Annotated in this window: 29 protein-coding genes; 16 read left to right on the top strand and 13 right to left on the bottom strand. The window is 65.3% G+C overall.

The features are described from left to right. Positions 1-28: 28 nt before the first annotated feature. From CEY05_RS21435 to CEY05_RS21415, 5 genes are all read left to right on the top strand, one after another. On the top strand, positions 29-1,048 hold the full coding sequence (locus tag CEY05_RS21435; protein ID WP_088597318.1) for a glycosyltransferase family 2 protein: 1,020 nt from the start codon (positions 29-31) through the stop codon (positions 1,046-1,048). Positions 1,049-1,123: 75 nt separating this feature from the next. Beyond that, positions 1,124-2,209, top strand: coding sequence for a hypothetical protein (locus CEY05_RS21430; protein ID WP_233161636.1), 1,086 nt, complete (start codon positions 1,124-1,126; stop codon positions 2,207-2,209). Next, positions 2,209-3,030: a hypothetical protein gene (locus CEY05_RS21425; RefSeq protein ID WP_233161635.1), complete on the top strand. Its 822-nt coding sequence runs from the start codon at positions 2,209-2,211 to the stop codon at positions 3,028-3,030. Before CEY05_RS21430 ends, CEY05_RS21425 begins: the two co-directional genes overlap by 1 nt. Then, complete coding sequence (locus CEY05_RS21420) at positions 3,030-4,217, top strand: hypothetical protein (protein ID WP_088597319.1); 1,188 nt, start codon at positions 3,030-3,032, stop codon at positions 4,215-4,217. The genes CEY05_RS21425 and CEY05_RS21420 overlap by 1 nt, the downstream gene beginning before the upstream one ends. 308 nt (positions 4,218-4,525) lie before the next feature. After that, a complete protein-coding gene (locus CEY05_RS21415) occupies positions 4,526-5,512 on the top strand; it encodes a tripartite tricarboxylate transporter substrate binding protein (protein ID WP_088597320.1) in 987 nt (328 codons plus the stop codon). Positions 5,513-5,518: 6 nt separating this feature from the next. Here CEY05_RS21415 and CEY05_RS21410 read toward each other — a convergent pair whose 3' ends face one another. Next, complete coding sequence (locus CEY05_RS21410) at positions 5,519-6,304, bottom strand: helix-turn-helix domain-containing protein (protein ID WP_088597321.1); 786 nt, start codon at positions 6,302-6,304, stop codon at positions 5,519-5,521. Between the two features lie 107 nt (positions 6,305-6,411). Between CEY05_RS21410 and CEY05_RS21405 the strand changes: the two genes are divergently transcribed. Continuing rightward, on the top strand, positions 6,412-7,305 hold the full coding sequence (locus CEY05_RS21405) for a DMT family transporter (RefSeq protein ID WP_088597322.1): 894 nt from the start codon (positions 6,412-6,414) through the stop codon (positions 7,303-7,305). 33 nt (positions 7,306-7,338) lie between these two features. On the opposite strand, the gene CEY05_RS21400 is transcribed toward CEY05_RS21405, so the two are convergent. Together CEY05_RS21400 and CEY05_RS21395 are read right to left on the bottom strand one after the other, a co-directional pair. Next, entirely contained in the window at positions 7,339-8,229 is an 891-nt protein-coding gene (locus CEY05_RS21400; protein WP_088597323.1) for a ZIP family metal transporter, read from the bottom strand. Between the two features lie 84 nt (positions 8,230-8,313). After that, the gene (locus tag CEY05_RS21395; RefSeq protein WP_088597324.1) at positions 8,314-9,312 is read right to left on the bottom strand and encodes a LacI family DNA-binding transcriptional regulator; all 999 of its coding nucleotides are present in this window, start codon (positions 9,310-9,312) and stop codon (positions 8,314-8,316) included. A 224-nt stretch (positions 9,313-9,536) separates the two neighbouring features. Between CEY05_RS21395 and CEY05_RS21390 the strand changes: the two genes are divergently transcribed. The 8 genes from CEY05_RS21390 to CEY05_RS31790 all read left to right on the top strand — a co-directional run bounded on the left by CEY05_RS21390 (position 9,537) and on the right by CEY05_RS31790 (position 16,481). Next, on the top strand, positions 9,537-10,679 hold the full coding sequence (locus CEY05_RS21390) for a mandelate racemase/muconate lactonizing enzyme family protein (protein ID WP_088597325.1): 1,143 nt from the start codon (positions 9,537-9,539) through the stop codon (positions 10,677-10,679). Between the two features lie 62 nt (positions 10,680-10,741). Further along, complete coding sequence (locus tag CEY05_RS21385; RefSeq protein ID WP_088597326.1) at positions 10,742-11,725, top strand: tripartite tricarboxylate transporter substrate binding protein; 984 nt, start codon at positions 10,742-10,744, stop codon at positions 11,723-11,725. Between the two features lie 90 nt (positions 11,726-11,815). Next, the gene (locus CEY05_RS21380) at positions 11,816-12,310 is read left to right on the top strand and encodes a TspO/MBR family protein (RefSeq protein ID WP_088597327.1); all 495 of its coding nucleotides are present in this window, start codon (positions 11,816-11,818) and stop codon (positions 12,308-12,310) included. Positions 12,311-12,550: 240 nt separating this feature from the next. Beyond that, entirely contained in the window at positions 12,551-13,474 is a 924-nt protein-coding gene (locus tag CEY05_RS21375; protein WP_158219374.1) for a glutamate ABC transporter substrate-binding protein, read from the top strand. 13 nt (positions 13,475-13,487) lie between these two features. After that, positions 13,488-14,132 (top strand): amino acid ABC transporter permease, encoded by a 645-nt coding sequence (locus CEY05_RS21370; RefSeq protein ID WP_088597329.1) that lies wholly within the window; start codon positions 13,488-13,490, stop codon positions 14,130-14,132. Beyond that, positions 14,129-14,962, top strand: a complete 834-nt coding sequence (locus tag CEY05_RS21365) for an amino acid ABC transporter permease (RefSeq protein WP_088597330.1) — start codon at positions 14,129-14,131, stop codon at positions 14,960-14,962. Before CEY05_RS21370 ends, CEY05_RS21365 begins: the two co-directional genes overlap by 4 nt. A gap of 71 nt (positions 14,963-15,033) precedes the next feature. Next, entirely contained in the window at positions 15,034-15,762 is a 729-nt protein-coding gene (locus tag CEY05_RS21360) for an amino acid ABC transporter ATP-binding protein (RefSeq protein WP_198952871.1), read from the top strand. A gap of 29 nt (positions 15,763-15,791) precedes the next feature. After that, on the top strand, positions 15,792-16,481 hold the full coding sequence (locus CEY05_RS31790; protein ID WP_088597331.1) for a carboxymuconolactone decarboxylase family protein: 690 nt from the start codon (positions 15,792-15,794) through the stop codon (positions 16,479-16,481). Between the two features lie 81 nt (positions 16,482-16,562). Here the strand turns inward: CEY05_RS31790 and CEY05_RS21350 are convergent, their stop codons facing one another. From CEY05_RS21350 to CEY05_RS21310, 9 genes are all read right to left on the bottom strand, one after another. Beyond that, complete coding sequence (locus tag CEY05_RS21350; RefSeq protein ID WP_369825974.1) at positions 16,563-16,934, bottom strand: Bug family tripartite tricarboxylate transporter substrate binding protein; 372 nt, start codon at positions 16,932-16,934, stop codon at positions 16,563-16,565. Between the two features lie 30 nt (positions 16,935-16,964). Beyond that, a complete protein-coding gene (locus CEY05_RS21345) occupies positions 16,965-17,903 on the bottom strand; it encodes an SMP-30/gluconolactonase/LRE family protein (protein WP_088597332.1) in 939 nt (312 codons plus the stop codon). Positions 17,904-17,950: 47 nt separating this feature from the next. After that, positions 17,951-18,283, bottom strand: coding sequence for a hypothetical protein (locus CEY05_RS31470; RefSeq protein WP_198952849.1), 333 nt, complete (start codon positions 18,281-18,283; stop codon positions 17,951-17,953). Positions 18,284-18,302: 19 nt separating this feature from the next. Continuing rightward, positions 18,303-19,103: an SDR family NAD(P)-dependent oxidoreductase gene (locus CEY05_RS21335; protein ID WP_088597708.1), complete on the bottom strand. Its 801-nt coding sequence runs from the start codon at positions 19,101-19,103 to the stop codon at positions 18,303-18,305. A gap of 29 nt (positions 19,104-19,132) precedes the next feature. Continuing rightward, on the bottom strand, positions 19,133-19,297 hold the full coding sequence (locus tag CEY05_RS31285) for a hypothetical protein (protein WP_158219373.1): 165 nt from the start codon (positions 19,295-19,297) through the stop codon (positions 19,133-19,135). Between the two features lie 98 nt (positions 19,298-19,395). Beyond that, the gene (locus CEY05_RS21325; RefSeq protein ID WP_088597335.1) at positions 19,396-20,199 is read right to left on the bottom strand and encodes an SDR family NAD(P)-dependent oxidoreductase; all 804 of its coding nucleotides are present in this window, start codon (positions 20,197-20,199) and stop codon (positions 19,396-19,398) included. A gap of 42 nt (positions 20,200-20,241) precedes the next feature. After that, positions 20,242-21,249 carry a tripartite tricarboxylate transporter substrate binding protein gene (locus CEY05_RS21320; protein ID WP_233161634.1) on the bottom strand — a complete coding sequence of 336 codons (1,008 nt, stop codon included), beginning with the start codon at positions 21,247-21,249 and terminating at the stop codon, positions 20,242-20,244. Positions 21,250-21,262: 13 nt separating this feature from the next. Beyond that, a complete protein-coding gene (locus CEY05_RS21315) occupies positions 21,263-22,267 on the bottom strand; it encodes a tripartite tricarboxylate transporter substrate binding protein (RefSeq protein WP_088597336.1) in 1,005 nt (334 codons plus the stop codon). A gap of 67 nt (positions 22,268-22,334) precedes the next feature. Continuing rightward, positions 22,335-23,774, bottom strand: a complete 1,440-nt coding sequence (locus tag CEY05_RS21310) for a CoA transferase (RefSeq protein ID WP_088597337.1) — start codon at positions 23,772-23,774, stop codon at positions 22,335-22,337. Between the two features lie 119 nt (positions 23,775-23,893). On the opposite strand from CEY05_RS21310, the gene CEY05_RS21305 reads away from it, so the two are divergent. Continuing rightward, a complete protein-coding gene (locus tag CEY05_RS21305; protein ID WP_088597338.1) occupies positions 23,894-24,799 on the top strand; it encodes a LysR family transcriptional regulator in 906 nt (301 codons plus the stop codon). On the opposite strand, the gene CEY05_RS21300 is transcribed toward CEY05_RS21305, so the two are convergent. After that, positions 24,800-25,090: a hypothetical protein gene (locus tag CEY05_RS21300; protein WP_088597339.1), complete on the bottom strand. Its 291-nt coding sequence runs from the start codon at positions 25,088-25,090 to the stop codon at positions 24,800-24,802. Positions 25,091-25,275: 185 nt separating this feature from the next. Here CEY05_RS21300 and CEY05_RS21295 point away from each other — a divergent pair, with 185 nt between their 5' ends. Beyond that, entirely contained in the window at positions 25,276-25,800 is a 525-nt protein-coding gene (locus tag CEY05_RS21295) for a sigma-70 family RNA polymerase sigma factor (protein ID WP_088597710.1), read from the top strand. Positions 25,801-25,802: the final 2 nt, after the last annotated feature.

Here is a 25,802-nt window from a genome sequence, read left to right as displayed (position 1 = left end):
TGCCGCAACGCCGAAGAACGAGAGCGTGATGCCCACAGAACGAATCGCTGCAAGAACCGCCTTGGTGCTCGAAACGAACAACTTGCGCGGCGGAGCCGACCTGCAAAGAGTTGCTAGCAGCCTGAAACGGCTCGTTGCGGCCTTGGGCCGGCAATCGATGCCATTGGCCAGCCTGGCGCAAGTCGTCATCACGCATGACGGCCTGCCGTCGGCAGTATGCAGCGAGATTGAAAGCCTGGCTGCATGCCCGGTCGACTTCGTCCGCATCCAGGCGGACACCGGCTACTACGATGCCAAGAACCTGGGCTTCGACCGCACCGATCCCGCGCGCTGCGATTACGTCGTGTTTGGCGATGCCGATTGCGTGCCCGCCGCGCACTGGCTGGAGCAGTTGCTGGCGCCCTTTGCCCTGGCCGACGCGCCCAGGGTAGTGGCCGGCCGCACCAGCTACGCCCAGACCATCGCCGGCACCGCGCTGACGACGATAGATTTCATGTACTTCCCCAGCCGGTTCGGTGCCGGCGCCACGGCCAATTTCTACGCCAATAATGTGGCCTTCGAACGGGCCGTGTTCGCGCAGTACCGCTACCAGCCTCTGGAAGGGGTGTACCGCGCGCACTGCCAGGTGCTGGGCCTGCGTCTGGTCGTCGCCGGCATCCCCCTGCACTACGCCGCGCGCGCGCATACCGAACATCGCCTGCCCGACAGCCGCCTGGAAGCCTTGCAATTGCGCTGGATGCGCGGCCAGGACAGCGTCGGGCTGACGCCTTTCCTGGTTCGCACCTACGCGTCCGCCCGCATGCAATGGTTGGCGCGCAGCGGCCCCATCGGTCCGCTGTGCGTGCTGGCGATCCGCCTGCGCCATAGCCTGCGCGCGCTGAACCGGCAGGACCTGGCGCCGCTGCGAGGGCTGCGCCGGCTGGCCGCCATCGGCATGATCCTGGGCTTCTCCGCGGTGGACGCGCTGGGCGCGCTGGCGCGCGGCCTGGGCATCGATACCACCCGCCGCGGCGCTGATGCCCAGGCGCTTTCCTACCATCGTCATTGATCCGTTTCGCCGGCCATCGCGTTTCCCGCTGCTTCATCGGAATGCGCCGGCCCGCCTTTTCATTGGAAACCCAGGATGGCACTCCGCTTGACCTATCGCACGATCGCCGCAGCACTGTTCATGTGTGCGGGCACCCAAGTGAATGCGGCTGCGGCAGCGGCTGCAACAACGGCTGCCACGGCGGCCCCCCCGGCAGCCACTACGCCGGGTGGCGCAAACATCGGTGCGACGGCGGGCGCGACCTACACCGGCCGCGGCATCTTCAACTTCGTGTCCGCCAGCGGCTGCCCGTTGGGCGATGCGACCGCGGGCGGCCAGTCTTGCGACCGCCTCGCCCTGAATGACGCGGATACCCGCGCCACGGTGGATACCGACGCCCACACCATCCAGTTCGACAACACGCGCCATTACGCGGCGGACACGCCTGTGGGCGACGTCCTGCTGCAAGGCAGCGGCGTGGACGCACAGGGCAAGCGCGTGCCGCTGAGCCTGCACCTGAAGCTCGCCCGCGATGGCGCCAAGTGGTCGGTAAGCATGCATGCGCATGCGCCTGTCCGAGGCGATTTCACCGGCATCAAGATCGATCCCTACCGCGTCACGGTGAATGGTGCCAAGGGCGCGCAAACCGTGCTGACGGCGGAACAGGCCATCGCTGTCCTGGCCAAGCCCTCGCTCACCGCCCGCATCGCGCAGGGCCTGGTGCAGGTGCGCGCCACGGGTGAGCCCGATGCGCCGGACGTCATCGTTGCCCTGGGCGTGGGCAAGGTTGCCAAGCGCATGGCGCGGGTCCGCTTCCAAAGCCAGTTGGGCGGCAGCGCCAGTATTGCGCAGCAGATTGCCCAGGGTAACTGGTCGCTGGACATGGAGGCCTTGAGCGGCCAGATCCCGCGCCGTGCGGTGCAGGGCGATCTGTTCCTGTTCGGCCTGGAGAACGAAACCTTGCTGCAGCCGCTGCGCGAGAAAGGTTTCGCCAAGCACGACGCGTTGACGGTAGGCGCCAGGGATGGCCAGGGCTACCTGCGCTACAACGGCGTGCAACAGCCCTTTCCGCAAGCGGATCGGGTAGCGCGCCTGTTCATGGAAGACAGCTTCCTGGGCCTGATATTGACGCAACAGCGTGGTGTGCAAACGGCGCCGGCAAGTCCGGCACGGGAAAAGTGATGCAAGACGCCTACGCCTGTCTGCAGGCGATGCCGCCGCGCGGGTGGGCACGCGTGCAGGCCATGCTGGTGGACCGCATCAAACGCGCGGCCTTGCGGCGCCTGCACGCCAGCACGGCGGGCGAGATCCTGCTGCTGCGGATGTACCTCATCGGCGAAGAGTCCACCGAACAGGCCTTGCAGGACGACTGGATGCCCACGGACGCGCCGCAATGGCTGTCACGGCAGTCCGCCCAGCATCTGGCGGAGGAACGCCAGCACGTGCTGGCCTTCGCGGACGCGATTGCGCAGCGCGGAGGCACGACCGGGAGTACGGCGGCGGACTCGGTCACCGAAAGCGAACCCGATTGGCTGAGTCGCCGCAAGATCGCGCGCTGGAAGCGCCTGGGGCAGCGCCACGCGCCGCATTTCTCCCACGGCGTGCTGGTGCCGGCCTATGCCATAGGACTCTGCGCGGAGCAGATGGGGGTGCGTGTGCTGCGCCGCCATTGCGACACCATAGGCGCGGAGCATCCGCTCCATCGCCTGCTTGCCGGCGTCCTGGATGACGAGTCGCGGCACGTGCGGCTGTGCATGCACACGCTCAAGCGCATCGTCACGCAGGAGGAATTGCCCAGGCTGGAAGCGCTCTTGCAGGAAATACGCCGCATCGAGCGCGGCTTCGGCATCAGCGGATCGATAGGCATGTATCTGGCTGGCTGGGCCTGCGCATGGAAATCTCGACCGCGCGTTACAGCACAGCCGGTGAGCCCCTCCAAGCCATCGGCGCCCGCGGACGTCATGTCGGACGCCATGCCGCCAGCGGGACGCGACCGGCACTGATGGCGCCGCGCATTCTTTATCTGGCGACGGCCGATGCGCGCGGTCACTTGATGCGCGCGCAACTGCTGGCACATGCGCTGACAGCGGCCGGCGCAAGCGTACAGGTCATCACGACGTCTGCTGAAGGGCGCCGCTTCCTGGCAGGCTTCGGCATCGATGCCCCCGTGCTGTCGCATCACTACGCGGTGCAGTTCGACGCGGTGCAGAACATGTTGCGCCGCGAAACGGACCAGAACGTGGCCCGCTACGTGTTCTATCCCAAGCGGATGCTGCGGGACATCGCGCGCCTGCGTTCTTCGATGCGCGACGCCGATGTGGTGGTGAACGATTCTTTCCATCCCGCGCTGTTGACCATGGGTATGCTGCCTGGTTGGCGCCGCAAGATCGTGCATGTCTATGGGGCCAGCCTGCGGGCGGCCCTGGAAGGCAATTTCCAGGGCCGGGTGGTGGGCTGGATGGCCACGCTGTTCAGCCGGGTGATCGCCCTGCAGATCGCTTCCGCGCGCGCCCGTATCGAGCATGACTTCGCTTACGTCGCCAGCGAAACGCCTTCACGCGCGACCTACCGCCTGCCAACGCCCGTCGCGGTCGCGGGAGACGCGGCAGTGGCGACAGGGGCGCAGGAGCAAGATCCCGTGGGCGCGCAAGCCACGCCGAGCGCGGTGCGCCATCATGCCGCCGGCGTGGCCGTCTATCTGAATCCCCATTTCCGCGATCCAGCCCTGGCCGACGCGCTCCAGGCCGGCTTGGCTGCTGCGCATGTCACCGCCCATTGCGTGGGCGAAGGCTACGAGGGCAGGCCGGGCTGGACCGGCCGCGACGAACGCTGGGTCGATCACGCCGCGCGCAGCGATGTCATCGTCTCGGCCCCCGGCATGGCCGCCCTGTCGATCGCGCTGGTCTATGGCAAGCCCATCGTGCTGGTGCTGACCGACCAGCCGGAGCAAGCCGCCAACGCCGCGCGCGCCACGCAACTCGGTCTGCGCCATCGCGTCGTGGTATGGCGCGGCGCCGACCCGGCGTCCTTCAGCGTCCAGGTCGCGGAGGCTGTTCGCGCCCTGCTGGAAACTGGGCAAGACGACAGCATGCCCGCTGCCGGTTCAACGCTGGCACAGGGCCGCCTGGACGCCTGGGTCGAGATATTGCTCGGCCTGGCCGAACCGCCCGAATCAAAACGCGCTTCGTAGGTCGCGGTCATGGCCACGTCACGATGACCGTAGCCGTCATCGCCGATCGCCCAGGAAGGGGCGTTGGGTACCCCATCATTTAAAAGCAGCCTCCGCAAAAGCGAGGTCGCCGAAAAAGCGACCCGCCTTCGAACATCCGGCGCGATGCCGCGACGCCCACCAGGGGCCTGACCACACAAGAACCAGAACGTCGGAACCATTCAGTTTTTCTGAATAGGGGTTGGCGAATAGTGAATGCCGAGTAGCCGCGAAGGGCGCAGACTCGATCTCAGCAGTGCCACCTAAACAAAAAATACGGAGACAAGCCTGTGAAATCGATACGCGCAATCGTTGCGTCTGCAGTCTTTGGCCTTTCCCTGCTGTCCGGCGCCGCCTGTGCGCAGACCTCAGCCGCGGACAAATATCCCGATCACCCCATCAAGATCGTCGTCGGCTACACGCCGGGCGGCGGCAACGACGTCGCGGCCCGCCTGCTGGCGAAGGAGCTTTCGAGCATATTGCACGGCAACATCGTCGTCGAGAACCGGCCGGGCGCCGGCACCAATATCGGCGCGGCTTACGTGGCCCGTTCCGCGCCCGACGGCTACACCCTCTCGCTGTCCTCGACGGCGCTGGCGGTCAACAAGACGCTGTACAAGAAACTCGACTACGACGCCGTCAAGGATTTCGATCCCGTCGCCATTTTCGCGGAAGCCCCCAACCTGCTGCTGATCAATCCCAAGCTGCCGGTCAAATCCGTGTCCGAGTTCATCGCCTATGCCAAGAAGCACCCCGGCAAACTGAACTTCTCGTCGGCCGGTAGCGGCAGCACGCAACACCTGTCCGGTGAACTGTTCAAGAAGCTGACGGGCATCGAAGCCACCCATGTCCCCTACAAGGGTTCCGCCCCGGCCTTGACCGCTGTCATCAGCGGTGAAGCTGACTTCAGCTTCATCAACATTCCCAGTTCCAAGCAGCTGATCGAAAGCGGCCAGATCCGCGCGTTGGCGATCACCGCATCGAAGCGCTTTCCCGCCGTGCCCGACATTCCCACCATGGCCGAACAGGGCGTCAAAGGCATGGAAGTGGGCACCTGGTACTCCATCGTCGCGCCGGCCGGCACGCCCCAGCCCATCATCGAGAAGTTGAACAAGGCCATCAACAAGGCCATGGAGGAACCGGAGCTGCGGCAACGCTTCGTCGACCTGGGCATGGCCCCGATGGCGGAATCGCCGGCATTCTTCAAGAAGTACCTGGCCGAAGAAATCGCCCGCTGGCGCACCATCGTGGAAGAGTCGCACGCGTCCGTGGACTAGGGTCGATCAGTGGCCAGCGGCGGACTGCCCGTGCGACTGCGCCAGATGCGTGGGGCTGGTTCCCGTCTGCCGCCGGAACATGGCGATGAAAGCGGACGGGCTGCGATAGCCCAGGTCGCGCGCGATCTCATGAATGGCGCGGCCTTGCTCGATCATCGACAAGGCTGCGACCAGTTTCATTCTCTGCCGCCACTCGTTGAACGGCATGCCAAGGCAACTCTGGAATCGGCGCGACAGCGTGCGTTCCGTGGTATCGAGCCGGCGCGCCCATTCAGCCAGTGAACGGCGGCTGCGTGGGTCCTCTCGCAGGGCATCGGTGATCGGCACCACCATGGCGTCGTCACAGATGGGTAGATAGCTCTGCCGGCGGGGTGCCTTCCTCAACTGGTCAACCAGCACGAACGCCAACCGCGCGTCTTCTTCCGTCGCCGGCAAGGAAACATCGCGCGCCTCGAAGTCCGCCAGGATCGCCTTGATCAACGGGCTTAGCGCCAGCGTGCAGGCCATCTCCGGCATGCCCGCGCACAGTTCCTGGCGGACGTAGATGGAGACGAACTTCACACCTCGCGGGGTCCGGCAGGAATGCAAGGCATCGGCGGGGATCCAGGTCGCGTAGTGCGGCGGGCAGAGAAAGCGCTGGCCTTCCACCTCGGCCTCGATCACACCCGTCACCGTGTAGCCAACCTTGCACCACGGCTGGCGCTTGGGACCGAAGCCCACGCCCTGCTCATAGCTCGTGAACCGCAGCGATACGGATTCGGGGAATTGGAGGGGACGGGTGCGAGTTGCCATACGGATGGAACCGGTGAGGTGGGATTCGGGTGTTGTCCGAAATTCACTATATACCGAAAATAAAACAGACCATAGACTGGCTCCATTCCCTACTGATCCCTCACGAAATGCCCGTCCGGTACCTTTCCTTTGCGCTACTCGCCGTCACCATCTGGGCCGGCAACACCATCGTCAACAAGCTGGCCGCGGGGGCGCTGCCGCCCGGATCCATCGCGTTTCTCAGATGGTTGCTCGCCTTCGCCACGTTGACACCCTTCGTGGCCAGGGACGCTTGGCAACGTCGTGCGGCCATCCGCGCCGATCTGCCCAAGCTGGCGCTGCTGGGGCTGCTTGGCATGGCCTTGTGCCAGGGCGTGGGCTATTACGCGGCCAGCTATACCTCGGCCACCAATATGGCGCTGTTGCTGTCGCTCGCGCCGCTGCTCACGCTGCTGCTGGCCGCGTTGTTCCACAAGGAAGTGCCGTCCGCGATTGCCATTGCCGGCGGCCTGCTGTCCCTGCTGGGCATCTTCGTCGTGCTGGGCCATGGCGATCCCCTCGTGCTGCTGGCCCAAGGCGTAGGCCGCGGCGACGCGATGATGTTCGTGGTGGTTCTGGCCTATGCGGCGTACAGCGTCCTGTTGCGCAACGCGCCACCGTCATTGCCCGTCTTCACTTCGCTGTATGCGCAGATGGCCTGCGCGCTGGTGTTCCTGCTGCCCGTGTACCTGTGGTCCGCGACGCCCCATCTAACGTGGGCCACGGTGAGCATGATCGGCTATGCGGGCATTCCGGCTTCCATCGTTGCGCCGGCCGTGTGGATGATGGCGATCAAGCATCTGGGATCGGGCCGCACCACGATGTTCATGAACCTGATTCCCATCATCACCGCCGTCGCGGCGGCGGCCTTTCTGGACGAGGCCCTGCATGCGTATCATCTGATCGGTGGCGGGCTTACCATCGGCGGCGTCCTGCTGGGTCAAAGCAGGCTGAAAGCACGCCGGACCGCGCCCGCCAGTTGAGCGGCGGCATGGCAAGCCCGGCGCAAGGCGCGCTCAGGCCAGCGCGGTGTCCAGCAGCATCATGAGCACGAAGCCCAGCATCAATCCGCCCGTCGCATAGTTCTCATGGCCCTTGCGATGCGACTCCGGAATGATTTCGTGGCTGATGACGAACAGCATGGCGCCCGCCGCGAAGCCCAGTCCCCAGGGCAACAGTACCGTGGACCACACCATCACGGCGGCGCCAGCCAGCGCGCCTACCGGCTCGATCAAGCCGGACACCATCCCCAGGGTCACGGAAAACACCCGGCTATAGCCGGCCGCCAGCAGGGCCACCGCCACCACCAGGCCCTCCGGCACATCCTGGATCGCGATGCCGGTGGCAAGCGCACCCGCGCGCAGCGGGTCCGTGCCACCGAAGCCGACGCCAATGGCCAGGCCCTCGGGCAGGTTATGCAGCATCACCGCGAAAACGAACAGCCACGTGCGCTTGAGCATGCGGCCATCGCGGCCCTCCTTACCCTTGATGAAATGCTCGTGCGGAATGGAATGTTCCAGCCAGAGCAAGGCCGCGGCGCCCAGCAGGATGGCGCAGCCCACCGTCAGCCCGGCGCCCCAGGGGCCGGCGCCCATGTCGCGCGCGGCCGCGATGCCTGGCGCCACCAGCGAGAAAGCGCAGGCCGCGAGCATCACGCCGGCGCCGAAGCCGAACATGGTGTCCTGCACCCGCTCGGACAAACGTTGGGATGAGAGCACCGGCAGGGTTCCCGCGGCGGTCGCGCCGGCGGCGATCAAGCCCCATAGCCACGCATTGGCCATTTGCGGATGATTGTCGGCCAGCACCGACCATAGTGCCCAGGCGCCCACGGCGCCGAGCACGGTTCCGACGACAAGCAGGGCCTTGGCGGCACCTGTTCCAACCAGAGCACGGATTTGTGTATTCATTTTGTGCGCCCCCACGCGCTGACCAGTATATGGCAATGGTTATGCTCCGGACATAGGACCGGAACACAGGGGCGCTACGCGCTGTCACGCCTTGGTCGATTCTCTTTCGATGATGCGGAAACCCACATCGATGAAAGATTGCGCCGGCGTCTCGCCCCTACATCGCTCCAGCAGTATCCGGCCAGCTTCCGCGCCGATGCGGGCGCCGTCCACGTGCACGGTGGTCAGTGCCGGCGCGATGTGCGCGGAAAAAGGCGTGCCGCCGAAACCGCACACGGCCAGATCCTGCGGCACGCGCAGGCCCTGGACACGCGCCTCGGTCAGCACGCCTTCCGCGAGCGTGTCGGAGCTGCAGAAAATCGCTTGCAGCGCAGGGTTCTTGCGCAGCAGTTCGGCGCCAGCCTGGCGGCCGGAACCGACACTGCTGGGGGCCGCCACGATGGCCGTGGGAACGTCCTGCCCCATGCGCTCGGCGAATCCCTGGCGGCGTATCAACGCGCGCTTGTCGTCGCCCGTGGCCGCGCCCACCCGATGCCAGCCTTTGGACATGAAGTAATCCGCCACGGCGCGGCCCACATCCAGATGCGAGAAACCGACCAGCATGTCGAAAGGCTGCTCGGTGATGTCCCACGTTTCCACCAGCGGAATGCCCGCCGCGCGCACGCGGGCGGTGGCGGGCGTGTCGCTGAGCAGGCCAGCCATGACGATGCCGTCGACCCGGCGGCCGACCATGGAATTGAGCAGGTCCGCTTCGCGGGCCCGGTCATACCCGGTCTGTCCCAACAAAAGTTGATAGCCCTCGCGGTCCAGATGCGCGGTCAAGGCCTCGATGGTGGGCAGGAACTGCTGCACGGAAATGATGGGCACCAGGGCCGCGATCATGCGGCTGCGGCGCGACTTCAAGCCTCCCGCAAGCAGATTGGGGATGTAGCCGATGGTCTCGGCCGCGGCCTGCACGCGGGCTACCGTCGCCGCGGATACCCGGCCAGGATTGCCCAGCGCGCGCGATGCGGTAATCAGCGAAACGCCGGCCTCGCGGGCGACGTCGTGCAGGGTGATCGACTTCTGCTTGATGGACGACATGGATTCGAAGATCAGGGTATTCCCCGATGCAACACAGGGTTGTGAGAGCGAGTGGACAACGTTATCATTTTTCGCAGTGAAGCACCGAACAAACGCGTTGCGGAGGCAGGCTTGATGCCCTTTCATTCCGGAAGCGTGGCTCGGTGCCCATTTTTTTCCTAAAAATGACAACGTTGTCCATCCAACACCCACGACGTTGGCATTGCAGACATACGGAGACATCCATGACCCAGACCTTCTCCCCCGACAGCATCAGCTGGATGCGCATTTCCTCGTGCTATCTGCCGCTGGCCACCCCCATCAGCGACGCCAAGGTGCTGACGGGCCGCCAGAAACCCATGACGGAAGTGGCGCTGCTGTTCGTCGAGATGCAGACCAAGGACGGCCACGAAGGTTTGGGCATCAGCTACTCCAAGCGCGCGGGCGGTCCCGGCCAGTTCGCGCATGCCAAGGAAATCGCCCCCGTGCTGCTGGGTGAGGATCCCAGCGACATCGGCCGCCTGTGGGTCAAGCTGGCCTGGGCCGGCGCCTCGGTCGGCCGCAGCGGGCTGTCTACCCAGGCCATCGCCGCCTTCGACGTGGCCATGTATGACCTCAAGGCGCGCCGCGCCGGCCTGCCGCTGGCCAAGCTGCTGGGGGCTTATCGGGATTCCGTCCAGTGCTACAACACCTCGGGCGGTTTTCTGCACACGCCGACCGATCAGTTGCTGGTGAATGCGTCGGCGTCGCGCGAAAAGGGCATAGGCGGTATCAAGCTGAAGGTGGGCCAACCGGACCGCCAGCTGGACATCCGCCGCGTGGAAGCGGTGCGCAAGCACCTGGGTGACAACGTGCCCCTGATGGTGGATGCCAACCAGCAATGGGATCGCCCGACCGCCCAGCGCATGTGCCGCATCTTCGAACAGTTCGACCTGGTGTGGATCGAGGAGCCCCTGGATGCCTACGACCATGAAGGCCACGCCGCGCTGGCCGCCGCCTTCGACACGCCCATCGCCACCGGCGAGATGCTGACGAGCGCCGCCGAACATGGCGACCTGATTCGCCACCGCGCCGCCGACTACATCCAGCCCGATGCGCCGCGCGTCGGGGGCATCACGCCTTTCCTCAAGATCCTGTCGCAGGCCGACCACGCAGGCCTGATGCTGGCCCCGCACTTCGCGATGGAATTGCACGTGCATCTGGCGGCGATCTATCCGACCGAGCCATGGGTCGAGCATTTCGACTGGCTGGAACCGCTGTTCCATGAGCGCCTGGAGACGCGTGACGGGCGCATGCTGGTGCCCAACCGCCCGGGCCTGGGGCTGAGCCTGACGGACCAGGCGCGTGCGTGGACCCGTGAGCAGGTGGAGGTCGGCAAACGGGCTTGAGGGCAGCACGGAAAATTCATTACATAACGGGCGCTCGACGCCCAAGCTGAGGAGACAGACTGATGAAACGCTTATTGACCGCCCTGGTCGCTGTCGGCGTCGCCCTGGGGGCGCCCACCATCGCTGCGGCCGCGGACACCGCGGCCGCATGGCCCAACAAACCCGTCACCTTCCTGGTGCCTTTCCCGCCGGGCGGATCGACGGACTTCATCGCCCGCGCCGTCGCGCAGAAAGTGGGAGAGAAGTTGGGCGGCACGTTCCTGACGGAAAACAAGCCGGGCGCCGGCGGCACCACGGGCGCCGCCTATGCCAAGCGTGCCGCGCCTGACGGCAGCACCATCCTGGTGTCTTCGCTGGGTCCCTTCGTCATCTCACCGCATCTGGTGTCGAATCCCGGCTACGACGCCCGCAAGGATTTCGACTACATCACCGTTGCCGTGCAGGCGCCCAACGTCCTGGTCGTCAACGCGAAGTCGAACTTTCATTCCTTGAAAGACGTGATGGACTACCTGAAGGCCAATCCGGGCAAGATGACGTTCGCATCGGCCGGCAATGGCACGTCGGACCACCTGACCGCGGCCCTGTTCTGGCAGGAAACCCATACCGAAGGCACGCACGTGCCGTACAAGGGCGGCGCGCCCGCCATCGTCGACTTGCTGGGTGGTCAGGTGGATGCCTCGTTCTCCAACATCAACACCTGCCTGACCCACATCCAGGCCGGCAAGCTGCGCGCCCTGGCCGTCACCAGTGCCAAGCGTTCGCCGCTGCTGCCTGACGTGCCGACGATGGAAGAGCTTGGCTTCAAAGGCGTGACCGTCACATCCTGGCAAGCCTTCGCCGCTCCCAAGGGCCTGCCGGTGGCCATCCGTGACAAGTTGCGCGGCGCCATCGTCGAAAGCCTGAACGACCCGTCGATCAAGCCCAAGCTGCTTGAACTGGGCTTCGAGATCGTGGGCAATACCCCGGCCGAATTCACCAGGTTCCAGGCGGAAGAATACGACCGCTGGAAGCGCGTGATCGAAGTGGGGCATATCACGACGAACTGATGGAGCAGCGCGATCAGGACTGCCGTCGATGGCGCGGGCTAGGGTAAGCTCCACGCAGTTGAACGTCCCCACCGGGACGAGGAGCAGCGCATGACCATCTCAAACACGCGGCAGTTACTCGGATTGCTCGGCTGGCTTGCAGCCGGCTTAGTCACCGGTGCCATCGGTGCCATTGCGTCGGTGCAGGCCGCCGAGTTCTACGGCACGCTCGTCCAGCCGGCGTGGGCGCCGCCCGCGAGCGTCTTCGGGCCGGCATGGACCGTACTGTATGTCTTGATGAGCGTCGCGGCATGGCTGGTATGGCGGGCTGGCGGGTGGCATTCCCGCGGACCCGTGTTGCGCCTGTTCCTGGTACAGCTCGCCGTGAATGCGCTATGGAGCTGGCTGTTCTTCGCCTGGCACCTGGGTGCGTGGGCGTTCGCCGATATCTGCGTGCTGTGGCTGCTTATCCTGGCGACGCTGATCGGCTTCTGGCGTGTGCGCGCGCTGGCGGGCCTGCTGCTCGTGCCTTACCTGGCCTGGGTCAGCTTCGCCACCGCGTTGTGTTATCGGGTCTGGCGCGACAATCCTGGCGTGCTCGGATGATCGCTGGCTGTCCTGTGCCTGCGTGACGCAAGACGCCTAGGGATTTCCCTGAAAAAGCGGGTTCGTCCGCAGGCATGCTTCATAGAGGACCTATAAGAAACGCTTAAGTTTCCATGCGCAGATTTAAATTGTTGCGGGGTTTCTATTAGTCCATAGTCGCCTGCAACAAGGAGAACAGACATGCGCCGGAATCGAATAAAAACGCAGGCCGCCCCTACCCGCAAGCCATATCGGAAGATCTTGCGGACGACTCTGCTGGCGGCATGCGCCGTGGTCGCCGGCGCAACGTCGATACACATGCCTGCCGCCATGGCGGCTGCTCCGCTGATGGGTTCGAACGAGTGGCGCAAGGCCTTGCTGGAGCAAGCGCCGGTTGCGGATCCCAAGGATATTCCGAAGAATTCCCCGCTTTGGGATGCCCATGTAGAAGGCAAGCTGACCTATGGCGGCAGCAAGACGCAGAAATTGTTCTCGGTGAAGAACCCGATCACGGGTGAACTGGAAGGTTTCGATGCCACCATGGCCTTGCTGCTGGCCAAGTACCTGACGGGCAAGTCCGAGGTCGATGAGAAAATCGTCACGTCTGAAACGCGAGAGGCGCTGATCAACAACAAGACGGTGCAGGCGGTGTTCTACACCTATTCCATCACCCCGGAGCGCCAGAAAAAAGTGGATTTCGCCGGGCCGTACCTGATCAGCGGCCAGTCTATCGCCGTCCGTGCCGACAACACGGACATTCACAAGCTCAAGGACCTGGCCAAGCGTAAAGTCTGTGTCACCAAGGGCGGAACAGCCTACCTGACGATGACCAAACGCGTGCCCAGCGCGGAACTGATCACGCTGGAGTCGAGCAGTGAGTGCGAGGCCACGCTGCGCCAGGGCCGCGTCGACGCCGAGGTCCAGGACCGTCCGGTGCTGCTGGGCCAGTCGCAGGCCGGCGGCCTGAAAGTGGTGGGCGAGCCCTTCACCTACGAGCCTTATGGCATCGGCCTGGCTTTGAACTCACCGGAGTCGGTCGAGTTCGTCAACAACTGGCTCAAGCTGTTGATCAAGGACGGCATCTGGCAGGAAGCCTTCAACCATACGCTGGGACAGGTCGAAGGCGCGACGTCAACCCTGCCGACACCCGGCAAGGACTTGCTGCCCAAGCTCAATCTGGATTGAGCGGCCGTCTGTCATGCATATTTCTGATTGGCCGTATTGGGGCATGTTCGCCTCGGGACTGCTGCTGACATTGAAGGTTTCGATCATGGCGTACGTCGGCGCGCTCGTCCTGGGCACGCTGGGCGTGATCCTGCGTACCAGCCGCATCGTGCCGCTGCGCTGGGCCGGGACGGTCTATGTCGAAGTGATCCGCAATATCCCCTCGTTGGCGCTGGTTTTCATCGTGGTCTTCGGCTTGCCGCAGATCGGACTGACCTTGCCGCTGGTGACGTCGGTGGTGGTGGTACTGGCGATATACGAAGGCGCTTTCGCGTGCGAGGTACTCCGCGCCGGCATCAACTGCGTCGACATCGGTTCGGCCGAGGCAGCGCGGGCGTTGGGCCTGACCAACCGCGAGACCCTGTTCCACATCGTGCTGCCCCAGGCGGTGCGCAGTGTGGTGCAGCCACTCACCAACGTCTTCATCAAGACGGTCATCAACAGTTCGATGATTGCCATCGTCGGCCTGGCGGACCTGACCGGCGTGGCGCAACGGGTCAACATCCGGGAGGCCGAACCCATGCTGTTCTTCGGGGTTGGATTGGCCTACGTCACCATCGCGTTGCTGGGTGGCCTGATGGGTGGCTTTATCGATCGCAAAGTGAGGTTTACCCGATGACGGCGTCTCCCCTCGATCGCATGTTCGATGCGCCCGGACCTCGCGGGCGTCGCAATATCAGGCTGGCCTCGCTCGCGGCCGTGCCGTTGCTGGCGGGCGCGGTCTGGCTGGTCCTGCATCGCTTCGCTCAGGCGGGCGGGCTGGAATGGAAGAAATGGCAGATCTTCGAGTCCGCCGGCGTGCTGAAGCTGCTGGCGTCGGCTTTGTACGCCACGGTCAGCGCGGCCGCAGCGGCCGGCGTGCTGGCATTGGTGCTGGGCACCGCGCTGGCCCTGCTGCGGCTGTCGCGGCGGCGTTGGGTGCGCGGCGGCGCAGCCGCCTATGTGGAAGTGACGCGGTCGCTGCCGACGCTGCTGGTGCTCTATTTCACCATCCTGATCCTGCCGTACTACGGCATACGTCTGGCGGTCTACTGGCAACTGGTGCTGGCCCTGACCATCACCAATGCCGCGATGATCGCGGAGGTGCTGCGTGCCAGTCTGCTAAGCATTCCCAAAGGGCAGATGGAAGCATCCCTGTCCCTGGGGCTGACACGGCCGCGCGCCTGTTGGTACATCGTCCTGCCGCAGGCGTTCCGGGCGGCCATGCCGGCGCTGGTGTCGCAGATCATCTATCTGCTGAAGGGCACGGTGCTGGGTTATGTCATCAGCTACGAGGAGCTGCTGTACAGCGCCAAGATGATAGGCGAGTACACCAACTTCATTCTGCAGAGCGTCCTGGTGGTGACGGCCATCTACCTGGTGCTGAACCTGGCCATGTCCGGGGTGTCGAGCTGGGTGGAACGGCGGCTCGCCTTGCGCGGCGCCGCATTTTCGAAAGGGGAAACGTAATGGATACCGCCATCCGCGAGCAGACCGCCGCCGCGCGCATGCAAGACCGGCTTGGCGCGGGCGCGCCGGTCCTGGTGCGCATGCAGCGTGTCAACAAGCATTTCGGCAGCCATCATGTGTTGCGCGACATTGAACTGGAAATCGCCCGCGGTGAGGTCATCGTGGTAGTGGGGCCGTCGGGTTCGGGCAAGTCCACGTTGTGCCGCACCATGAACGGCCTGGAGCGCATCGACGGCGGCGCCATCGAGATCGATGGCCAACCGCTGCCCGAAGAAGGCCGGCCCTTGGCCAGGCTGCGGTCCGAGGTCGGGATGGTGTTCCAGCAGTTCAACCTGTTCCCCAACAAGACCGTGCTGGAAAACGTCAGCTTCGCGCCGGTCAAGGTACGTGGCCTGCCAGCCGCGACGGTGCGGGCCAAGGCCATGGATTTGTTGGCCCGCTTCGGCGTCGCGGACCAGGCCCACAAATTTCCGTCGCAGCTTTCTGGAGGACAGCAGCAGCGCGTCGCCATCGCACGGGCGCTGATCATGGAGCCGAAGCTGATGTTGTTCGACGAGGCCACCAGCGCCCTGGATCCGGAGATGGTGCGCGGCGTGCTGGAGATCATGCAGCAGCTGGCGGCCGATGGCATGACCATGGTGGTCGTGACGCACGAGATGGGCTTCGCGCGGGCCTCGGCCGACCGCGTGATTTTCATGGACTGCGGACAGATCATCGAGACCGCGCCGCCGGAGGCTTTCTTCGGCAACCCGACGAGTCCGCGCGCGCGCAAGTTTCTGGCCGACATACTGCGCGATTGAATCCCCCCCAAGCTCACAGGAGAATCCACATGTCCGTAGTGCATTATCACGAGTCGACCGACCGCTCGTTTGCGAAGAAGCTGCGCGAGGCGGCGCCCGAGGAATTCAAGGCCTATCGGAATTTTTCCGATACGGCCGTAGGACGCCAGGACGGCGCCATTCCGCCCAAGTACCGTGAGCTGATCGCGGTGGCGGTCGGCCTGGTCACGCAATGCGTGTATTGCCTGGAAACCCATACCGCCAAGGCGCGCCAGCTGGGCGTGACCGAGGCCGAACTGGCGGAAGCGGTTTACGTGACGGCCGCGCTGCGCGCCGGCGCGGCAGCCGCGCATGGCATGATGGCCATGAAGCTGTACGAGCACGCGGGCAAGGAGAACGCGGGCGCGCCCACTTACCATGAGTCGACCGACCGGTCGTTCGCGAAGAAGCTGCGCGAGGCAGCGCCCACGGAGTTCGCGGCGTATCGCAATTTCGCCGACACGGCGGCCGGGCGCGAGGATGGGGCAATTCCGACCAAGTGGCGCGAGGTGCTGGCGGTGGCGGTGGCGTTGACCACGCAATGCGTGTATTGCCTGGAAACCCATACCGCCAAGGCAAAGAAGCTGGGCGTGACGGAGGCCGAGTTGGCAGAGACCGTGTACATCACCGCCGCGTTGCGCGCCGGCGGTGGCGCGGCGCACGGCATGATGGCGATGAAGCTGTACGAAAGCGCGGCTTGAGCAGGACGATGCCTTCGCAGGGGCGAGCCGGGGCCTCCCCGTTCTCGCCTCATCGTCTTGTCTTGCCATGCCGCGGCAGGCCTACGTATGCACCACCAGGGAAATCGGCGTCAGGTCCTCCTGCGGCTTGTACGGCAGGCTTGGATACAGCGCGGGATTGATGGCGATGGCACCCGCCGAACTGAGGAACAGGACACTGCCGTCGGCGGGGCCGCGCATCACATAAGTGATGGCGATGGCGCCGTTGGCCCCCGGCTTGTTCTCGACGATCACCGAATCCTTCAGTTCGTCGGCCAGCTCCTTGGCCAGTACGCGGGCCAGGGTGTCGGCCGGACCACCCGGCGGGAAAGCCACCACCAGCCTTACGGGCTGCGCGGCATGGCTGGCGCCGCCCAGGGACAGGCCGGCCAGCAGCGCGCCGGTGTACATGATGCCGCGGATATTCTTCTTCATGTCTATGTCTCCTCTTGGCTGGTGTGCCGGTCAACCGCCGGCGACACCCTGGGTATTCACATACAACGAATAGATGGACGTGCACGAGGCCATGAACAGCCGGTTGCGGTGCAGGCCGCCGAAACACAGATTGGCGCAGCGTTCCGGCAAGGCGATATGGCCGATCGCCTCGCCGTCGGGCGTGAACACCCGCACGCCGTCCAGTTCTTCGGTGCCCATGCCCCAGCCGCACCAGAGATTGCCGTCCACGTCGACACGGAAGCCGTCGGGCGTGCCGGCGCCCGCGTCGATCAGCACTTCGGGTTGCGACAGGCCGCGGCCGTCGTCAAGCACGCGCAAGGCAACGATGTTGCGCGGACGCGCGCGCGATTCGACGACGTACAGCAGCTTCTCGTCGGGTGAAAAAGCCAGGCCATTGGGCCCGTTGATGCCTTCGGCCACCACCGTCAGCGCACCGCTCACGCCGTCGATGCGATAGACGTTGGCGGGCAGTTCCTGCGGCGCCGGTTCGCCCTGGTAGTGGCCGACGATGCCGAAGGGCGGATCGGTGAACCAGATGGAGCCGTCCGATTTGACGACGACGTCATTGGGCGAGTTCAGGCGCTTGCCGTCGAAGCTGTCGGCCAGCACCGCGATGCGGCCATCATGTTCCGTGCGGGTGACGCGGCGGCCGCCATGCTCACAGCTGATCAAGCGCCCTTGCCGATCGCGGGTATTGCCGTTGGCGTGATTGGAGGGCGCGCGATAAACCTGCACGCTGTTGCCGATCTCGTCCCAGCGCAGGATGCGGTTATTCGGGATGTCGCTCCACAGCAGGTAGCGGCCATCGCCGAACCACACCGGGCCTTCCGTCCAGCGGCAGCCCGTCGCCAGGCGCTCCACGGCGGTGGAGAGCAGGTGGTATTTCTCGAAGCGGTGATCCAGCGAGCGTATGGCGGGGTCAGGGTAGCGTTGCGCGGGTTCCCACATGGTTGGTCTCCGGAAGGAATGGCCGATATCGCACTGGCGTGAGGGGATCAGCCGTAAAGGCGGGCAGGGTTGGTGCCAAGGATGGCGTTCAAGTGCGCTGGTGCGTCGGCGCAGGCCTGGCGCAGCAGGCGCAGCAGGGGCGCCGGATCCCGGCCTTGCATGACCGGCAGGCGTCCCATGTGATCGATGACCAGCGGCACGCCATGCGGCGTCAGGGCCGGCACCGTCTCCAGCACATCGGCGAGGTCGGCATGCAGGGCGCGCAGGGTGGCAAAGGGCGCTTCCTGCGGCTGGTAGGTGGGATCGTCGGGCAGGGGGAAGTCCGCCCACGGGCCGAAGATATGCGTGTGGCAATCCCAGATGTCGTCGTGTCCCGCCATGGCGTGCATCCTGGTCCGTTCAATCGCAGCGCACGCTCATGCCGCCGTCCACGACGATCTCGGTGCCGGTGATGAAGCGAGCCTCGTCGGACGCCAGGAACAGCGCGGCGTTGGCGATGTCGGTGCCGTCGCCCATGAAGCCCAGCGGGATGCGCGCCTGGCGCTGCTGCAACAAGGCCTCGATATCGCCACCCGCGCGCTGCTTGGCCAGGCGCGCCTCCACCATGGGCGTGTGCATCTGTCCGGGAATCACGGTGTTGACGCGGATTCGTTGCTTGGCGTATTCGACCGCCACGACGCGCGAGAACTGGATCACGCCCGCTTTCGAGGACGCATAGCCGACCTGGGCGGCGCCGGTCCAGCGGGTGCCGGAGGTCGATGCCGTGTTGACGATGGCGCCGCCGCCTTGCTGCTGCATGACGGGAATGACGTGTTTGCAGGCCAGGAATACGCTCTTCAGATTGAAGTCCAGTTGCGCGTCCCAGTCTTCCTCGGACAGGTCCACGGGTCCACCCTTGCGCGACCCGCCCACGTTGTTGACGAGGATGTCGATGCGGCCGAACTGGTCCAGGCAGGCCTGCACCATGGCGCGCACATCGGCGTCACGGGTGGCATCGGCTGTCCACGTGCGCACTTCGCCCGCGGCGCCTTGGGCCAGGGCCACCGTTTCCTTCATGGAGTCGGGATTGATGTCGACGGCCAGTACCTTGGCGCCTTCCTGCGCGAAGCGCACCGCCACCGCCCGGCCATTACCCCAGCCCGGGCCGACGCAACCCGCGCCGGTGACGATCGCTACCTTGCCTTCCAGTCTTCCTTGCATGTTCATGGCTCCTTGAATGCCGTTCAGCTTCATTCCGGCTTGATGCCCGGGTCCTTGACGATGGCCGCCCATTTCGTGATGCCGGTGACGATGGCTTGATTGAAAGCGGCCGCGGTGCCGCCCGCCGGCTCGATGCCGCCGCCGGGCACGAACGTCACGATCAGGCGGATCGAACGGTCCGGACAGGCCGCCACGGCCGGCCCGGCGCTCCGCGACCGCCCGCGCTGGCGGGGCTGTAGCAGGCCCCCGGACCGCAACGCCGCGCCGGTACGCACCGCAGGCAGCACTTTGCTCAGCCGCGCTTGACCAACAGCCCGCCGTCGACGGGCAGCAGTACGCCGGTGATGTATCTGGCCTCGTCCGAGGCCAGGAACAACGCGGCGTTCGCGACGTCCCAGGCGGTACCCATATGCCCCATGGGTACCAGAGCGTCGCGTTCCGCCCGTACCTGTTCCTGGGGCACGCCCCGTTCACGCGCACGGCGCTCGATGGCCATGGGCGTGTCTATCAGGCCCGGCAGCAAGGCGTTGGCGCGAATGCCGTGCGCCGCGTTCTCCATGGCCAGGTGCTGCGTCAGCGCATTCACCGCGCCCTTGCTGGTCTTGTAGGTCAGCGTGGGGCGCGCCGCCAGTGAAGACGTGGAGGAAACATTGATGATGCACCCCGACTTCCGCGCGATCATCAAGGGCAGGACGTGCTTGCAGGTCATGAACATGCCTTTGAGGTTCATGTCCATGATGGCGTCCCAGGCCGAGACGTCAAGCTCCGTGGTGCGGCGGTCGCCGGTGGAGCGGCCCACGTTGTTGTGCAGGATATCCACGCGGCCGTAGCGCTCGACGCAGGTCTGCGCGATGGCACGGCATTGGTCTTCACAGGTGATGTCGGCCTGCAGGGTCGACGCCTGGGCACCCAGCGCGGTAACGGCCTGCAGCGTATCGTCTGCCCATTCGGGGTTGATGTCCACGATCAGCAGCGTGGCGCCTTCCGCGGCGAAGCGTTCCGCCACGGCGCGTCCGTTACCTATCGTCCCGCCCGGCTGCTGGCCGCCGCCGACGATGATGGCGATCTTGCCCGCCAGCCTTCCTTGGTCGTTCATGATGCTTCCTCTGCCTTTGTAATTACGGATGGGTTCTCGTCGTCATCCCATGGAAACGTGGCCGTCCTGGATCACTTTGCGCCAACGCGCGATTTCCTCGTGCACGTAGCGCGCCAGATCCGCCGGCGAGTTGGGAACGTTGGTGATGCCTTCGCTCCCCATGCGCTGCTTGAACAGGTCGGATTGCGTGGCCTCGATGGCCGCGTGATTCAACGTGGCAATGATGGCGGGCGGCGTGCCGGCGGCGGCGAACAGGGCGTACCACACGTCGGCGGCATAGCCGGGGCAGGTTTCCGCGATGGTCGGGATGCCGGGCCAGTAGGGCGAACGCGCGGTGCTGGTGATGGCGACGGCGCGCAGCTTGCCCGCTTTCACCAGCGGCGTGACGGCGCCGGCGGTACCGAAGAACATGTCGATCTGGCCGCCAATCAGGTCCGTCATCGCCGGGCTGGCGCCTTTGTAGGGGACGTGCGTCAGCGAAACGCCCGCCATCTCCTTGAACAGTTCGGCGGCCAGGTGCACCGCGGTGCCGTTGCCCGAGGACCCGAAGGTCAGCTTGCCCGGGTGGGCCTTGGCATAGTCGGCGATATCCTTCATGGTCTTGAAGGGACTGTCCGGGCGCACCACCACCACGTTCGGTGCGCGGCCCACGATGGCGATGGGCGCGAAGGCCTTCTCCGTTGCGTAGGGAAGCTTGGGTACCAGCGTGTCGTTGATGGCGTGGGCCGATGTGTTCAGCAGGATGGTGTAGCCGTTGGGTTCGCTGCGCGCCACGTAGTCGCTACCGACCACGGTGCCCGCCCCGGGTCGGTTCTCGACGATCACGCTGGTCTTCAATTGCGCGCCGATGCGTTCGGCCAGCACCCGGGCCAGGGTGTCCGTACCGCCGCCGGGCGGGAAGGGCACGATCAGGTGGATGGGTTTGTCGGGGTAAGCCTGGGCTGCGTGTGCGGCGGTGGGCAGCCAGGACAGGACCGCGGCAAGGGCAAAGACAAGGCCTGGGCCCCGGCCGGCGCCGGCCAGCAGCCTCTTCATGAATGGCTTGTACATATCGGTCTCCGATTTATTCCGACTTCAGGCCCAGCCGCTTGATCGTGTTCGACCAGCGCGTGTATTCCTGCCCGATGTAGGCGCTGCACTGCTTCTGGTCCATGTTCATCGGTTCGGCGCCCTGGAAGTCCAGGCTCTCCTTGACCTTCGCATCCTTCATGGCGGCTTGCACCGCCTCGTTCAATTTCGCCAGCACGGCAGGCGGTGTGCCTTTGGGCGCCGCCAGCAACTGCCACGTGCCTGCATCGAAGCCGCGCAGCCCCGCCACGCTTTCGCTCAGCGACGGCACGTCGGGCAGCGCCGGCGACCGGTGGCCGGAGGTCACCGCCAGGGCCTTGACCCGGCCGTCCTTGATGAAGGGCAGGGCGCTGTTGAACGATCCGGAATACATGAAGTTGACGTTGCCGCTGGCAAGGTCCGTCAGCGCGGGGCCATTGCCTTTGTAAGGCACGTGCTGAAACTTCAGGTCCAGGCGCCCCGCGATGTCCATGGACACCAGGTGGTCGATCGACCCATTGCCGGATGAGCCCTGGAAGTACTTGGCGGGATCGGCTTTGACCGCCTTGTAGAAGTCCTCGGCGTTGGCCGAGGTGTCGCTCTTGGGCACCAGCAGGATCAGGGGCACGGATACGGAACAACCGGCGACGTCGAAAGCCTTGGTGGGATCGAGGTCGGCACGGTTGAACAGGGCGGGCGCGGTGGTCACCGACGACGTGCCGTACATCAGGGTGTAGCCGTCCGGCTTGGCGCGCACCAGTTCCTGCGTGCCGATATTGCCGCCTGCCCCGGGCCGGTTCTCGATGATGATGGGCACGTTGAGAATTTCCGATACCCGCTTGAACAGCACGCGGCCGATGGCATCGGTGGGGCCGCCGGGCGCAAAGCCGATCAACAGGGTGATGGGCTTGCCGGGATAAGCATCGGCGGCGTGCGCGGGCAGGGCGGCGGCCAGTCCCAGGCAAGCCAGTGCCGAGGCGAGTGGGCGATTAACGCGCTTGAAGGTGATGGGGGGTAGCATGCTTGTCTCCTTTTATAGGTATCTTGGTAAGCGTTGCTGCGTCAGGGGCGGAACGGTCGGTGTCGAATCATCCTGTAGCGTCCTCCAGCCACGCGGCCGGGTGTGCGCCATTGGGGGCGGGCGGCAGAGCCCAATGGGCCCGGGTCCGCGAGAACTGCGCCACCGGAGGCAACTGCCGCAGTACGCCATAGGCCGACGTACGGGTTTCCAGCAGCGGCGTCAGTCCTTCGGAAAAATGCCGCCGGTCCGCGCGCGGCGTGAAGCCAGGTTCCCGGCCCAGGCTCTGCACCCACATCGAGGTGCGCGTCAGCGACACCTTGACGTGATAACTGCCGCCGTCCCGGGCGCGGCGCAGCAGGGCCTGCATGACGCCTGCCGCGCCCAGGTAGCCCGTCAGGTAGTCATTCAGCAGGTACGTCGGCACGACCCGCGGCTTGCCGCCGGCCACCCCTTCATCGATGGCGATGCCGGATACGGTCTGGCCCAATTGCTCGAAGCCGCCGCGTTCGGCCCAGGGACCGCTGTCGCCGTAGGCGCTGACGCTGACGTAGATGACGCCTGGCCGCAAGGCGGCAGCGTCTTCGGCGCCCAGGCCCCGGCGCGCCAGGCTGGCGGGGCGCCACGATTGCACCACCACGTCGGCACCGCTGATCAGTTCGCGGGCCCGCTGGATATCCATGTCGTCCGTCAGGTCCAGGAAAGCGGACTGCTTGCCGATGTTGGTGTCTATGGTCTGGCGGAAGGGATCCTGGTTCATCGGCGGCGTGATGCGCAACACTTCGGCGCCGTGTTCAGCCAACGAACGCGCCACGACCGGGCCGGCGATCACATGGCCCAGGTCCAGCACGCGCAGCCCAGCCAGCGGCCGCGCGCCGGGACGCGGCGGTTCGGGCTCGCTGTCACCGATCCTGGTGACTTCGATGACGGGCAACTGCCCCAGCAGCACGCCTTGCGGATGGCGCCGCCATTCTTCGGTGCTACGCGCGTAGATGCCCGGCAGGCGCTTTTCCGCGAAGGCGGTTTCCAGGTCGTCGCCGGTCCAGCGGCCGATGGCGCGGCTTAGCGCCGTGGGCGTGTTGGCGCAATCCAGCAGTTCCAGCACGCCGTCGCGCAGATGGGGATACGAGCCGATGGGAAAGAACCAGCGCTGGTCGGCGGTGCGGTAGAAGTCGGCCTTCAGTTCGGTCAGCAGGGACAGCGCCGGCAGGTTGTAGCCGTTCTGGGTCTGGAAGTGGCCGGGATTGAGCGATGCCGCGGCCTGCATCCAGTCGATGGCGACGGTCTGGTGCTGGCCGGTGGCCAGGTGCCACCATTTCTCCACCGTCAGTGCGTAGGCGCCAATCGCCGCGCCGGCCGACAGCGCCAGCGCATGCGGCGTATCGAAGGCCGGGGCGGCGCCATGGAAGCGCAGCCGTTCAGCGGGCGCGCCATCCCAGGGCAGCTGCGCACCGAGCAGATCCTCGACGGCTTGGCAGGCGCGGTCGGACAGGGTAGGCGAGGCAGGCATACAGGGGCTCCAGGTTCAGCGCATGCGGAAGCGCACGCGCTTGAAACGGGCAGTCTAGTAAGCAGGAAAAACCGCGTCCAACATATAATTCATTGGTCTGTGAGACATAACGTATCTTTATGATCAATAGCCGCCTGCTGCGCCAGTTCATCGCGGTCGCCGAGGAACTCCATTACGGCCGTGCCGCCGCGCGCGCCGGTATCGCGCAATCGCCGTTGAGCCAGGCCATCCAGAGATTGGAGGCGCTGATCGGCACGCCGCTGTTCGTGCGCAACAAGCGCTCGGTGGCGCTGACGCCGGCGGGCACCGTGTTCCTGGAAGAGGCCTATCAATGGCTGCGCTACGAAGAGGTGGCGATCCAGCGTACGTTGGGGGCCAGTGGTGGCGAAACCGGGCAGTTGGCCATCGGCTTCATCGGTAGTGTGGGCTACGGCTTCATGCCCGAGCTGATCAACCGTTTCAGGCAGCAATTTCCCCAGGTGCGTTTGCGCGTGGTCGAGATGACGACCAAGGACCAGCTGGATCAGATCCAGGGGCGCGCGCTGGATGTCGGCATGTTGCGCACGCCGCTGCCGACGGGCGCGCCGCATATCCAGACGCGTTTCTATAAGCGCGACGCGCTGGTGGTGGCCTTGCCGCGCAGCCATCCGCTGGCGGGCCGCAAGCGCATCGATTTGCGGCAGTTGGCGGGGGAGTCCTTCGTGGCCTTCTCGAAGGAGAAGGTGCCCGCGGCGCACGCGCAGCTGATTTCCGTATGCGGCGCGGCGGGTTTCTATCCGAACATCGAGCAGGAGTGTTCGCAGGTGGCCAGCGTGATCTGCCTGGTCGCGGCAGGCTTGTCGGTGGCGCTGGTGTCAGGCAACCTGACCTCGCTGATCCACCCCAAGGTGGTTTATGTGCCTATCTCGAACCGCACGCCGTATCTGGACCAGGAAGTGGCCATCGCCTGGCGCCGCAACGATGCCAACCCGGCGCTGCATTCCCTGCTGGACGTGGCGCGCACGCTGGAGACGGCGGCGCGCTGACTACTCGTACTGGTTTCGGTACGTGGCGGGCGGCGTGGCGCGGGTCAGCTCGAACAGTTCGGCCTCGGGGGAACCTGGGTTGGGGCCGGCAGGATCGTGCCAGCCGTGGATGACGGTGACGGTGCCTTCCGTCTCGGTCCTCAGTTCATATTGCCAGTAGGCGTTTTTCCATGTGCTGGCGACTTCCTTCATGCCCAGGGCTTCGGCGGCATCGACCACGGCGGTGTCCTTCTTCGCCAGGCAGGCACGGTCGATGGCGGCGACCAACTGGTCGTACGCGGATTCAGGCATTGAGTTTTGCATGCGGTGTCCTTGGCTGATTGCATGGAGACGATGATCCTGGAGGATGGTAGCGCGCCGGCGGCCTGTGCCGCATAACAACACTTAAGCGACGCGTCAGCCTCCAAAATTTGATGTTTCGATACAAATAAGAATAAGATCGTTTCTCATTAGTAAATCTTGCCCACCGTACCATGATGCCGCCGTTCGCCGCTGGGGAAGTTTCGAACCCCGTCGCCCATCAGAGCTTTACCGCGCTTTATCGCAGTCATCACGCCTGGTTGACCGGATGGTTGCGGTCCCGCGTGGGCTGCCAGAACGATGCGGCCGACCTGGCGCAGGACACCTTCATCCGCGTGCTGCAGTCCAGCGTGGCGGCAAGCCTGCGGGAGCCGCGGACCTATCTGGCTACCGTCGCGCGTGGCCTGGTCATCGATCTGTGGCGGCGCCGGGCGCTGGAGCAGGCCTATCTGCAGGTGCTGGAAACCTTGCCCCAGGAACATCAGCCTTCCCTGGAGGCACAGGCGCTGGTCAAGGAACGCCTGATCAAGCTGGACCGCATGCTGGATGGCCTCGGCAGCAAGGTCAAGCAGGCTTTCCTGATGGCGATGCTGGATGGCGCAGGCTATGCCGTCATCGCGCAACGCCTGGGTGTATCGGTGCGCACGGTCGGTGACTACATGGCGAAGGCCATGGCGCGTTGCTGCCTGCTGCTGGATTGAGG

Origin of the sequence: Achromobacter sp. HZ34, from assembly GCF_002209485.1 — a bacterium.
Classification (GTDB): domain Bacteria; phylum Pseudomonadota; class Gammaproteobacteria; order Burkholderiales; family Burkholderiaceae_B; genus Bordetella_C.
The sequence above is the reverse complement of the archived record's forward strand: the minus strand, read 5'-3'. Positions and strand labels throughout refer to the sequence as shown.

Excerpts from the sequence above, each read along its gene's own strand:
- CEY05_RS21435 (WP_088597318.1), top strand. The coding sequence starts at position 29 with ATGCCCACAGAACGAATCGCTGCAAGAACCGCCTTGGTGCTCGAAACG.
- CEY05_RS21430 (WP_233161636.1), top strand. The coding sequence starts at position 1,124 with ATGGCACTCCGCTTGACCTATCGCACGATCGCCGCAGCACTGTTCATG.
- CEY05_RS21425 (WP_233161635.1), top strand. The coding sequence starts at position 2,209 with ATGCAAGACGCCTACGCCTGTCTGCAGGCGATGCCGCCGCGCGGGTGG.
- CEY05_RS21420 (WP_088597319.1), top strand. The coding sequence starts at position 3,030 with ATGGCGCCGCGCATTCTTTATCTGGCGACGGCCGATGCGCGCGGTCAC.
- CEY05_RS21410 (WP_088597321.1), bottom strand. The coding sequence starts at position 6,304 with ATGGCAACTCGCACCCGTCCCCTCCAATTCCCCGAATCCGTATCGCTG.
- CEY05_RS21405 (WP_088597322.1), top strand. The coding sequence starts at position 6,412 with ATGCCCGTCCGGTACCTTTCCTTTGCGCTACTCGCCGTCACCATCTGG.
- CEY05_RS21400 (WP_088597323.1), bottom strand. The coding sequence starts at position 8,229 with ATGAATACACAAATCCGTGCTCTGGTTGGAACAGGTGCCGCCAAGGCC.
- CEY05_RS21395 (WP_088597324.1), bottom strand. The coding sequence starts at position 9,312 with ATGTCGTCCATCAAGCAGAAGTCGATCACCCTGCACGACGTCGCCCGC.
- CEY05_RS21390 (WP_088597325.1), top strand. The coding sequence starts at position 9,537 with ATGACCCAGACCTTCTCCCCCGACAGCATCAGCTGGATGCGCATTTCC.
- CEY05_RS21385 (WP_088597326.1), top strand. The coding sequence starts at position 10,742 with ATGAAACGCTTATTGACCGCCCTGGTCGCTGTCGGCGTCGCCCTGGGG.
- CEY05_RS21380 (WP_088597327.1), top strand. The coding sequence starts at position 11,816 with ATGACCATCTCAAACACGCGGCAGTTACTCGGATTGCTCGGCTGGCTT.
- CEY05_RS21370 (WP_088597329.1), top strand. The coding sequence starts at position 13,488 with ATGCATATTTCTGATTGGCCGTATTGGGGCATGTTCGCCTCGGGACTG.
- CEY05_RS21365 (WP_088597330.1), top strand. The coding sequence starts at position 14,129 with ATGACGGCGTCTCCCCTCGATCGCATGTTCGATGCGCCCGGACCTCGC.
- CEY05_RS31790 (WP_088597331.1), top strand. The coding sequence starts at position 15,792 with ATGTCCGTAGTGCATTATCACGAGTCGACCGACCGCTCGTTTGCGAAG.
- CEY05_RS21350 (WP_369825974.1), bottom strand. The coding sequence starts at position 16,934 with ATGAAGAAGAATATCCGCGGCATCATGTACACCGGCGCGCTGCTGGCC.
- CEY05_RS21345 (WP_088597332.1), bottom strand. The coding sequence starts at position 17,903 with ATGTGGGAACCCGCGCAACGCTACCCTGACCCCGCCATACGCTCGCTG.
- CEY05_RS31470 (WP_198952849.1), bottom strand. The coding sequence starts at position 18,283 with ATGGCGGGACACGACGACATCTGGGATTGCCACACGCATATCTTCGGC.
- CEY05_RS21335 (WP_088597708.1), bottom strand. The coding sequence starts at position 19,103 with ATGCAAGGAAGACTGGAAGGCAAGGTAGCGATCGTCACCGGCGCGGGT.
- CEY05_RS21325 (WP_088597335.1), bottom strand. The coding sequence starts at position 20,199 with ATGAACGACCAAGGAAGGCTGGCGGGCAAGATCGCCATCATCGTCGGC.
- CEY05_RS21320 (WP_233161634.1), bottom strand. The coding sequence starts at position 21,249 with ATGTACAAGCCATTCATGAAGAGGCTGCTGGCCGGCGCCGGCCGGGGC.
- CEY05_RS21315 (WP_088597336.1), bottom strand. The coding sequence starts at position 22,267 with ATGCTACCCCCCATCACCTTCAAGCGCGTTAATCGCCCACTCGCCTCG.
- CEY05_RS21310 (WP_088597337.1), bottom strand. The coding sequence starts at position 23,774 with ATGCCTGCCTCGCCTACCCTGTCCGACCGCGCCTGCCAAGCCGTCGAG.
- CEY05_RS21305 (WP_088597338.1), top strand. The coding sequence starts at position 23,894 with ATGATCAATAGCCGCCTGCTGCGCCAGTTCATCGCGGTCGCCGAGGAA.
- CEY05_RS21300 (WP_088597339.1), bottom strand. The coding sequence starts at position 25,090 with ATGCCTGAATCCGCGTACGACCAGTTGGTCGCCGCCATCGACCGTGCC.
- CEY05_RS21295 (WP_088597710.1), top strand. The coding sequence starts at position 25,276 with ATGCCGCCGTTCGCCGCTGGGGAAGTTTCGAACCCCGTCGCCCATCAG.